Source organism: Vibrio sp. 10N.286.46.A8 (genome assembly GCF_041470165.1).
In the GTDB taxonomy this organism is placed as follows: Bacteria; Pseudomonadota; Gammaproteobacteria; order Enterobacterales; family Vibrionaceae; genus Vibrio; species Vibrio tasmaniensis_A.
Genome location: NZ_JBFRLX010000179.1, coordinates 20,071 through 30,862 on the forward strand (window position 1 = coordinate 20,071; position 10,792 = coordinate 30,862).

Annotated in this window: 8 protein-coding genes, 1 tRNA gene and 1 pseudogene; 9 read left to right on the top strand and 1 reads right to left on the bottom strand. The window is 43.3% G+C overall.

The genetic code is table 11. The features are described 5' to 3' along the window. The 5 genes and pseudogenes from AB4232_RS17035 to AB4232_RS17055 all read left to right on the top strand — a co-directional run. A pseudogene (locus AB4232_RS17035) lies at positions 1–428 on the top strand (porin); the annotation flags it as partial. A 37-nt stretch (positions 429–465) separates the two neighbouring features. Further along, positions 466–1,506 carry a UDP-3-O-(3-hydroxymyristoyl)glucosamine N-acyltransferase gene (lpxD, locus tag AB4232_RS17040; RefSeq protein WP_135382314.1) on the top strand — a complete coding sequence of 347 codons (1,041 nt, stop codon included), beginning with the start codon at positions 466–468 and terminating at the stop codon, positions 1,504–1,506. Positions 1,507–1,602: 96 nt separating this feature from the next. Then, positions 1,603–2,085: a glycosidase gene (locus AB4232_RS17045; protein WP_167851856.1), complete on the top strand. Its 483-nt coding sequence runs from the start codon at positions 1,603–1,605 to the stop codon at positions 2,083–2,085. Positions 2,086–2,342: 257 nt separating this feature from the next. Then, complete coding sequence (locus AB4232_RS17050; protein WP_372087606.1) at positions 2,343–3,464, top strand: ABC transporter ATP-binding protein; 1,122 nt, start codon at positions 2,343–2,345, stop codon at positions 3,462–3,464. A gap of 363 nt (positions 3,465–3,827) precedes the next feature. Beyond that, the gene (locus tag AB4232_RS17055; protein WP_372087607.1) at positions 3,828–5,699 is read left to right on the top strand and encodes an alpha-amylase family glycosyl hydrolase; all 1,872 of its coding nucleotides are present in this window, start codon (positions 3,828–3,830) and stop codon (positions 5,697–5,699) included. Here AB4232_RS17055 and AB4232_RS17060 read toward each other — a convergent pair. Next, positions 5,682–5,825, bottom strand: a complete 144-nt coding sequence (locus AB4232_RS17060; protein WP_167851855.1) for a hypothetical protein — start codon at positions 5,823–5,825, stop codon at positions 5,682–5,684. The genes AB4232_RS17055 and AB4232_RS17060 overlap by 18 nt on opposite strands. Positions 5,826–5,948: 123 nt before the next feature. Between AB4232_RS17060 and alaS the strand changes: the two genes are divergently transcribed. The 4 genes from alaS to AB4232_RS17080 all read left to right on the top strand — a co-directional run bounded on the left by alaS (position 5,949) and on the right by AB4232_RS17080 (position 10,790). Continuing rightward, positions 5,949–8,531: an alanine--tRNA ligase gene (gene alaS, locus AB4232_RS17065; RefSeq protein WP_371695207.1), complete on the top strand. Its 2,583-nt coding sequence runs from the start codon at positions 5,949–5,951 to the stop codon at positions 8,529–8,531. Positions 8,532–8,751: 220 nt separating this feature from the next. Further along, entirely contained in the window at positions 8,752–9,933 is a 1,182-nt protein-coding gene (locus tag AB4232_RS17070) for an aspartate kinase (protein WP_080518014.1), read from the top strand. A gap of 92 nt (positions 9,934–10,025) precedes the next feature. Continuing rightward, complete coding sequence (gene csrA, locus AB4232_RS17075; protein ID WP_009847619.1) at positions 10,026–10,223, top strand: carbon storage regulator CsrA; 198 nt, start codon at positions 10,026–10,028, stop codon at positions 10,221–10,223. Between the two features lie 474 nt (positions 10,224–10,697). Continuing rightward, positions 10,698–10,790 (top strand) — tRNA-Ser (locus tag AB4232_RS17080). Positions 10,791–10,792 lie beyond the last annotated feature (2 nt).

The window sequence follows — 10,792 nt, forward strand, 5'->3', positions numbered from 1 at the left end:
GTTACAGTCTCTTATTTAAACCTTACAAGCGCTTTGGTCAGTGGGAAGTTGCAGCTGAACTCTACTATCAAGTTAAAGAAAATAAAGCGAAAACCGCTAACGGTTCACTCAATGAAGCCAGCGATTTCACCGAGATGTACATTGAGCCAATCGTTCAGTACAGCTTTGAAGAAGCCGGCACTATGTACGTTCGTGCTCGTATTGGTGAAAACGAAACGAAACATACAGACGGTTGGGCAAAGAACGAAACTTTCTTCAAAGATATTCGTAAGGCAACTTTAGGCTATGAGCAAGCAATTGGCGACGATTGGTTGGTAAAAGGCGAACTTGAGTGGGCTAAAGACACAGAGACTTTCTCTAAGCTGAAAGGCGAAGAGAAAACTGTAGAACAAGAAACAATGTATCTACAAGCGCTTTACCGCTTCTAAGTGGTATTAATCACAACTCAAATGACAGAGTAATATTATGATCAAAGTTTCAGATATCGCCCAAATCGTTGGTGGAAAAATTGAAGGTGATAACACGGTAGAAATATCTAAGATTCGCCCAGTTTCCAGCGTAGAAGAGGGCGGCTTAGCCATTGTCTTTGCTAAAGCCGATTTAAAAGGGCTATCTGAAACTTTGGCTGATGTCATTGTTGGGCCAGAAGCCATTTTACAGACTAAAGCAAAAACAAAAATCGTGATTGAGAAGCTCGAAGCTGAGAAGCTCAATCAACTAATGCGTCATTATAAAGTTCAAAAATATCAATTATTTGATCAAGGGAATACATCAGATACTCCCGATGTTTATATCGGAAAGCATTGTCAAATAGGTGAAGGTTGCCATTTCATGCCCGGTGTTAAAATCATGAACGGTGTAACAATCGGCAATAACGTTGCAATTCATGCCAATACAGTCATCAAAGAAGGCACAGTGATTGGTAACAATGTCACCATCGACTCTAACAACTCCATTGGTAATTACAGCTTCGAATACATGACCGGGCACAACACCCGTTATGAACGCGTGGAAAGTGTGGGTCGAGTGATCATTGGTGATGAAGTTGAAATTGGCTGTAATAACACCATCGACAGAGGCACTTTAGGCGACACCGTTATTGGTCGTGGAACCAAAATAGATAACCTAGTGCAAATAGGGCATGACTGCAAAATAGGCCAGCATTGTTTACTGGTATCTCAGGCTGGTTTTGCGGGCCACACTACCTTGGAAGATCATGTCATTGTTCATGGTCAAGCCGGTACCGCAGGGCATCTTACTATCGGGAAAAACTCCGTTATTAAAGCCAAATCAGGTGTGAGCCACTCTTTCCCTGCCAATAGTGATCTGTTCGGTTATCCGGCGAAAGATGCACGTTCTTATTATAAAAACTTAGCCGTATTGAACAAATTAACTCATCAAAAAAACAGTAACCCCCGTCCAAACTCTAAATCGTTAGAACTTGATACAGACAAAAGAGCGGTGGTACCGAAAAAGAGCTTAATAGCGAGACTATTTCGTTTATAGGTTGCCGAAGCGAGAGCTTAAAAATTAAAGCCCTAACTCGCGATGACTAAAACGGAATAGAACCCTACATATATAAAAAATAATAAGGAAATGACAATGAAACGTACTCTACTTGTAGCCGCACTTTTATCTTCAGCGTTAATGGGTTGTGCGAGCACAGCTGACACGCCAGCAGCTGATCAAATGAAAGCAACAGGTCCTTTCGCCGATTGTAATCTCGCCACGGTGGAAGATCGCGGGCCAATTCGTCCTTCACTTTATGTTATAGGCACTTTCCCTGATGGTCAGTGGATCCACATGGAAAACCGTCAAATGTCGCATAAAGGCAAAGGTATTTACCAAGTGGTAAGCGAAGAAAAAGCGGGCAACGTAAGTTTGCAGTTCGCAACGATGGGCTGGTCTCCACAATTTACCGCAGCTGGCATGTCGATGACGGCAGGTTATGAGAAAGCGCTAAAACGCGGTGGCTTTGCTAAAAACACAACCGTTAATATTCCAGAAGATGGCAAATATTTATGGAGTGTTGAAATTAGCGAAGATAAGAAGCCAGTTCGTGCATTGGTTAAAGCGTGTAAATAAGCGATGTAGCCAACCGACATAACCCACTCTATATCACCATTTATAACCACGCTTTATAACATCGTTTATAAACTCGTGGTTGACGCAGTGATACAGATGAAAGGTGCTCTGAATATCAGAGTACCTATGTTTTGAACATAAACCCTAAATGTTCAATGATTAACGTTTACGTCTTTTTAGCCAGTAACTTGAGAGCTCCAGTCACTGGCTAAAAAGATTTTTACCTATCAAGATTTAACCCGTATTCGGAGTTTCAAATGGCAACAGTTAGCCTGCGTAAAGTAGAAAAACAGTACGATAATGGTTTTAAAGCCGTACACGGAATTGACTTAGATATTCACGAAGGTGAGTTCATGGTATTTGTTGGGCCGTCTGGTTGCGCCAAATCTACCACATTGCGAATGATTGCTGGCTTAGAAGATATCTCAGCAGGGGAAGTGCGTATTGGCGATAGAGTGGTGAATGATTTAGCGCCTAAAGAGCGTGGTATTGCCATGGTATTCCAAAACTATGCGTTGTACCCACACAAAACGGTCTTCGATAACATGGCCTTTGGTTTGAAAATGCAAAAGCGACCAAAAGAAGAGATCGAACAACGCGTAGAAGATGCCGCTGAAAAACTAGAAATTACTGATCTCCTGTATCGTAAGCCTAAAGAAATGTCGGGTGGTCAGCGTCAGCGTGTCGCGGTGGGACGAGCCATTGTTCGTAAACCAGACGTGTTCTTATTTGATGAGCCTCTATCCAACCTTGATGCCAAACTGCGTGTTTCGATGCGTGTGAAAATCGCACAACTACACAAGTCTCTTAAAGATGAAGGTAACCCTGCGACCATGATTTATGTCACGCATGATCAAACGGAAGCTTTAACTTTAGGCGACCGAATTTGTGTATTAAATCAAGGTGACATTATGCAAGTGGACACGCCGACCAACTTGTACAACGCACCACAGAACAAGTTTGTGGCGGGTTTTATCGGCTCCCCAGCCATGAATTTAGTGAACACAACCCTACGCAAGTTAGGTGATGATATTTACGTAGAACTTGCCCCTAACGCCCAAATTATTATTCCTAAACGTTTGCAAGAAAAGCTTGTGGATCATATTGATAAGCCCGTTTGTCTAGGCATTCGACCTGAACACATAAATATTGCCGCTGATGATGAGATGGTGAACGTACACCCTGGTGAGCTGACCGTGGTTGAAAACTTAGGGAATGAAAAATACCTGTATTTCAAATTGGGTGATAACGAAATTGTTGCGCGAGTGAATAACCAAAGCATAAGTACATCAGATATTGGCAGCCAAGTACGCTTTAATTTTGATTCTGCTTTTTGCCATATTTTTGATGGTGAAACCGAACAGAACCTGACGTTGTAAAATCAGGCCTTATTGGCATTAACTATCGTAGATGAATGGTTTCAATAGAACATTCTAACACCTCACTTTAATAATATGCCCTAAGTATCTCACTTTGGCTAAAGGGCATAATAAAAATATAAATGAATCCTGAGAAATTATTCTCAAGATACTGTCGCGCCTCAATTAAACAGAACTTATATAAGGAAGGTTTTATTCGTACAGCTGACTTCATCGCTTCTGACATTATTTAACGCGGCCGTAATGGTTGTATGGGAGGGAGACTATATAGCATGCTCACGAAACACGACCTGATAGTTAAATCGCGTGACAAGAATATAAAACAATAACCTACACCAACATAACGTGAATGAAGGACGACACATGAAGAATAAGCTTATTGTGCTATCAGCATTACTGGCTTCCCTACCTGCTATGGCAGATTGGAACCAGGCCTATTTCCGTGGTACCGCCAATAACTGGCAAGCTGAATCTATGGTTAAAGTGAAAGCAAACCACTGGCAAATAGTGAAAAAATTTAATACCGGTGATGGAACGAACTCTCCTAGTTTTAAGGTTGATCGCTTTGGTGATTGGTCTGAAAACTACCCTCTATCAAATTTCTCTGTTGACCCTAATAAAACCTACGAAATTAATTTCTATGACGACACGAATAAAGTGGTGGTCCATGAAAAACTTCCCTTTGATATGCGTGATGAAACCATGTATTTCGTGTTTCTTGACCGTTTCTATGATGGCGATTCAGCCAATAATACATCGACGGGTGCCGACATGTATTCGGCAGACAAATCGGATTTCAAAAAATACTTTGGTGGTGACTTAAAAGGTTTAACCGCAAAGCTAGATTACTTGCATGATATGGGGATCACGGCCATTTGGATAACGCCTCCAGCTGATAACATTAACGTACCTGACAGTCGGGGGGGAGCGGGTTACCACGGCTACTGGGGACGTGACTTCTTTAAAGTCGACGAGCATCTGGGTACCGTTGCCGATTTTAAAGCATTAAAGACGAAAATGGATAGCTACGGCATGAAACTCGTGCTGGACTATGCGCCTAATCACTCTAACCCTGATGATGAAGGGGAATACGGTGCACTTTATAAAAAGGGTGTCCGAGTTACCGACTACAAAAATGATAATGCAGGGTATTACCATCATAATGGAGCGATCGCTGAAAACGGTAAAGATTGGGAATGGAACGACGCATGGGCAGTTCGTAATAAAACCTTGTTTAACTTAACCGATTTTGACCAACGTAAAGATGGCCCAGCGCGTCAGTACCTGATTGATGGCGCGAAATTCTGGGTAGACTTAGGGGTGGATGCGATTCGTATTGATGCGGTGAAACATATGGATAAAGAGTTTATCCAAGATTTTACTGGCCAAATAAACGCGTACGCGAAGAAAAGCCAAGGTAAAGATTTCTATTTCTTTGGTGAGTGGATGGATTCAGGTGCTGACGCAACGGGATCAAACTTTGCCTCTATCGATTTTGCCAATACATCAGGCTCTGCATTGCTTGATTTTGGTTTGAGAAACACCATCGAAAACGCCTTGCTACAACACAATGGAACTGGCATGTATGCCATTAATAACTACATGAAGCTGAGAGACCAAAAATTCACAAGCAGTGATTGGCAAGTGGTGTTCTTAGATAACCACGATGCGTCACGTATCTCTACCGTTTTACGCTCAGACGCGAAGAACTTTGGCGCAGGTAAAGACAAGTGGGGTGGTCGTCAAAGTGTTGCATTTGCACAAGACAGAGTGGAGCTGGGTTTAGCGCTTATTATGACCTCTCGTGGCATTCCTTGTATTTATTACGGAACAGAGCACTACGCGGCTAACTTCACTACCAATGGTTTTGGTCAACAAGGTAATGACCCTTACAACCGTGAAATGATGCCAAGCTTTGATAAAACGACCAATGCTTACAAGATGATTAAAACGTTGAGTAAGTTACGTAAAGAAAGCTATGCGGTGCAGCAAGGTGATTATATTGAGCGTTGGATCAGCAATGATGTATTGGTATATGAACGTAACGCAGGCGATGACGTAGTTGTGGTTGCAATGAACCTCGGTCAAGGTACATCGGTTAACGCGGTGAATTTAGGATTGGCAAACGGAACTTACGACAGTGTATTAGGCACTGACCAAGTGGTTGTTTCTAATGGCAGCGGTACATTTAATCTAGACCAAAATGAAGTGGTTATCTTACGCACTAAGCACTAACAGGTAATACAGGCTATTGATAACGGTTTTACTGGTTTTCGATTGAGTCTCAACAGAATAAACCTCGTACATAGTGTGCGAGGTTTTTTTGTTTTTCTTCGCCTGAGCTAGTGGAATATTCTTCATTTTATCGAATTCCCACTAAAATCCTGCCCAAGGGTGTCTTTTCTACAAGAAAACTAGTCGAAGCCTTAACCATGATCTACAATACGGCAAAATTCTAACTCGACTATTTTCAGGAAGAGCTGCATGTACATGAGCACTGATGAGGTTCGCAACGCGTTCCTTAAGTTCTTTGAGAGCAAAGAACACCAAATCGTAGACAGTTCATCGTTAGTTCCACATAACGATCCAACCCTGCTATTTACTAATGCAGGCATGAACCAATTCAAAGATTGCTTCTTAGGCGCCGAAAAACGTGCCTACACTCGAGCAACTACGGCTCAGCGTTGTGTACGTGCGGGTGGTAAACACAATGACCTTGAAAACGTAGGTTTCACGGCTCGTCACCACACGTTCTTCGAAATGCTAGGCAACTTCAGCTTTGGCGACTACTTCAAAGAAGAAGCGATTGGCTTTGCTTGGGAATTCCTGACTGAAACACTAGGTCTGCCAAAAGATCGCCTGTTAGTAACGGTTTACGAGACAGATGACGAAGCATTCGAAATCTGGAACAAGAAAGTGGGCATCCCAGCTGACAAGATTGTTCGCATCGGCGATAAAGAAGGTGGCAAGAAGTTTGAATCTGATAACTTCTGGACAATGGGTGACACAGGTCCTTGTGGTCCATGTACTGAAATCTTCTACGATCACGGTGAGCACATTTGGGGCGGTCGTCCTGGTACACCTGAAGAAGATGGTGACCGTTTCATCGAGATTTGGAACAACGTATTCATGCAGTTCAACCGTCACGCTGACGGCACTATGGAACCGCTACCTAAGCCAGCTGTAGATACTGGTATGGGTATTGAGCGTATCTCTGCAATCATGCAGGGTGTTCACTCTAACTACGAAATTGATGTATTCCAAAAGCTAATCAAAGCGACAGCAGAAGTAGTCGGTCACGACGACCTATCGAACCAATCGCTGCGCGTTATCGCTGACCACATCCGTTCTTGTTCATTCCTAATCGCTGATGGCGTAATGCCTTCAAACGAAGGTCGTGGCTACGTTCTACGTCGTATTATTCGTCGTGCAGTGCGTCACGGTAACAAGATTGGTGCACAAGGCGTGTTCTTCCACAAACTTGTGGGTGTACTGGCTGAAGTGATGGGTTCTGCAGCTGAAGAGCTTAAGAAACAGCAAGAGCTTGTTGAAAAAGTACTTCGCATCGAAGAAGAGAACTTTGGTCGCACGCTAGAGCGCGGCATGGTTATCCTGAACGACGCATTAGACGCACTTGAAGGTAAAGAGCTTGACGGTGAAACAGTCTTTAAACTTTACGATACATACGGCTTCCCAGCTGACCTTACTAACGATGTAGCTCGCGAACGTGACTTTACTATCGATGAAGAAGGCTTTGAGAAGGCGATGGAAGCACAGCGTAAGCGTGCACGTGAAGCGGGTCAGTTCGGTACTGATTACAACGCAACGATCAAAGTAGACACTAACACTGAATTCTGTGGTTACACAGGCACTGAAGGTGCGGGTGAAATTTCTGCGTTATTCGTTGACGGTGAAGAAGTATCTTCACTATCGGCTGGCGACAAAGCAATCATCATCCTTGAAGAGACACCATTCTACGCTGAGTCAGGCGGCCAATGTGGTGACGCGGGTACGCTAAGCACAGCGTCAGGTCTATTCAAAGTACAAGATACTCAAAAGCTAGGTAATGCATTTGCACACCACGGTGAGCTAGTTGAAGGCGTATTTGCTCAAGGCGATAAAGTAGAAGCGCGCGTTGATGCTGAGCGTCGTGCTGCTATCTCACTAAACCACTCTGCAACTCACTTACTTCACTCAGCATTGCGCGAAGTGCTAGGTGAGCACGTTGCTCAGAAAGGTTCTTTAGTTAAGCCAGACAACCTACGTTTTGACTTCTCTAACCTTGAAGCGGTAACACCAGCACAGATTAAAGAAGTAGAGCGTCTAGTTAACGCACAAGTTCGTAAGAATCATGTGATTGAAACGAACATCATGGACATCGAGTCAGCGAAAGAAAAAGGTGCGATGGCACTGTTTGGCGAGAAGTACGATGATGAAGTTCGCGTTCTGTCTATGGGCGATTTCTCTACTGAGCTTTGTGGTGGTATCCACGCAAGCAACACGGGTGATATCGGTCTATTCAAGATCACTTCTGAAGGTGGTATCGCTGCTGGTATTCGTCGTATTGAAGCGGTAACGGGTGAAGCAGCTCTAGATGCAGTAGAAGCTCAGGCTAACGCTTACGAAGAGAAGCTTGCTGAATCAGCTAAGAAAGCGAAATCGCTAGAGAAAGAAATCCAACTACTTAAAGAAAAGATGGCTGCAGCTGAAGGTGCAAACATCATGGGTAAAGTAGAAGAGATCTCTGGTACTAAGGTACTGGTTGCTGCCATTGAAGGTGCAGATAACAAGAACCTACGTACTATGGTTGATAATGCTAAAAACCAAGTGGGTAGCGGCATCATCCTGATTGCGAACGTAGCAGACGGTAAAGTTGGCTTAATTGCTGGCGTAACCAAAGACCTTATCGGCAAAGTTAAAGCGGGTGACCTCGTTAAGATGGTTGCTGAGCAAGTTGGCGGTAAAGGCGGCGGTCGACCAGATATGGCTCAAGCGGGTGGTACTGACGTTGAAGCGCTACCTGAAGCGCTTAAATCAGTACGTATTTGGCTTGAAGAGCGTCTTTAAGCTTAAGTAATTGATACAAAGATGCCCAATCAACTGATTGGGCATCTTTTATTTTGCCCATTGGAAGAACCTTTGAAAAAGGTTTGATTGAGATTAACCAAGAAGGCTAATGGTAACGTTAGACTCCTTGGTTAATTTTTTATTGCTTCGCCATGACGCGGAGTATGTGTTTTTTTGTCATATATAGACATTGGTCTTGGGAAGGTGAGGAAGGGTGAAAATGCCTCTTATCGTGCAGAAATTTGGTGGGACGTCGGTGGGTTCAATTGAACGAATCCATCATGTAGCAGAAAAAATCATTGAAGCGAAAAATGAAGGGAACCAGATCCTGGTTGTCGTTTCTGCTATGTCAGGTGAAACAAATCGGTTAGTTAACTTAGCTTCACAAGTTGATAGCGTACCAAACGCTAGAGAGTTGGATGTGCTGTTAACGGCCGGAGAACAAGTTTCCATGGCTTTGTTGGCGATGACGTTGCACAAGTTGGGTTATGAAGCGACATCGATGACTGGCTATCAAGCCAAAATACACACCGATTCTAATCATAATAATGCGACGATTGAGCGTATTGATACCGCTCCTATTAAAGCGCTGTTAGATGATGACCAGATTGTCATTGTTGCAGGTTTTCAAGGCGTTAATGCAAAAGGTGATATCACAACCTTAGGGCGAGGTGGTTCAGACACCACGGCCGTTGCGTTGGCAGGCGCCCTTCAAGCGAAAGAGTGTCAGATATATACCGATGTTGATGGCGTATATTCCTGCGACCCTAGAGTGGTTAAGCAATCTAAGAAATTAGATACCTTAGACTTTCCCTCTATGGAAGAAATGGCTCGCAGAGGCGCTAAGGTTTTACACCTTCCATGTGTTCAACATGCGTGGCGACACAATGTACCATTGAGAGTGCTTTCGAGCTTTGAAGAAGGCGAGGGAACTCTTATCGCGGGTAATGACTGTTTGAATGATATTGCTGGGATAGCCATTCAAAGAGATATGGTTCGCGTCGAGTGTTTGAATCAAGATTTACCATCTCTCATGTCGCATTGCCATTTATTAGGGATTGAAGTCTGTAGTGTGATCGAGGAAGCAGAACGGGCAGCACTCATTATCAAACCGGACATAAGTGCTAAATTAAAACTAGTTTTTGACGAGAAAATCCGTAATAGTGAACAGGTTAGTTTGTTAACTGTGGTAGGAAGCCGAACACAAGAAATTGTGGTCAGTTCACATGGATTGTTGTCTGAAGGCGAAATTGATGTACAGCATCACTTATTGCAACAGCAGTCTTTAACTTTGGTGATATCACCAACGCAAGTCGATATGGCTGCTAACATATTACACAATGCATACATCGTAGCGCGTGAAACACAGGGTTATCCTAAAAAAGAAGTGCATTTTGGTTAAATAAACTCAATCGATAGTTTACGAAAATATAACTTTTGTTGGATAATGCTCGCGTAGCTAGATAAATTTAGAGATTACTCAAGGAGCAAAGAATGCTAATTTTGACTCGCCGCGTTGGCGAAACACTGATGATTGGTGACGAAGTAACAGTTACTGTACTAGGCGTTAAAGGTAACCAAGTACGTATTGGTGTTAACGCACCTAAAGAAGTATCTGTTCACCGTGAAGAGATCTACATGCGCATTCAAGCTGAAAAAGGTAATGGTAACGTTGCACCCGGCAACTACTAATACTTTTGCGTAGAGAAGAGGCTAGCATTGTTGCTAGCCTTTTTTGATCTTGGGGGAATGGAAATACGCATTTGAACATCGATGGGGTGGTAACGGGTTAGTCTTAACGCGGTGAAGTGAGAGCTTTATGGCGTTATGAAATACAAATAGGATCGATCATCGCTGTTACACGGTATTTTGTCTGCGCAAACTCAAGATTTGTTAGTTTCCCCTATGGCGCAAATTTGCATCCCGTAGTATTGTGCAAACAGCGGTAGCACTTGCTGCTGGATAAATTAGATAATTGTTTTCTGCTGTTTATTATTGCCAATCTTTCACCTTAATTTTTAAGGGAAAAAGCGCGATTTGAAGCTTATAAGTTCAATTTGCAAGCGCTTTGATTAAATAGCAAACGGTTGAGTGTTTTTGTCCAATTTTTTTCAATAAAGTGTTTGACATATTTTTGGTAAAACGTAATATGTGCCTCCGCAAGACGGTGAGGTGGCCGAGAGGCCGAAGGCGCTCCCCTGCTAAGGGAGTATGTGGTTTGTAGCCGCATCGAGGGTTCGAATCCCTCCCTCACCGCCATT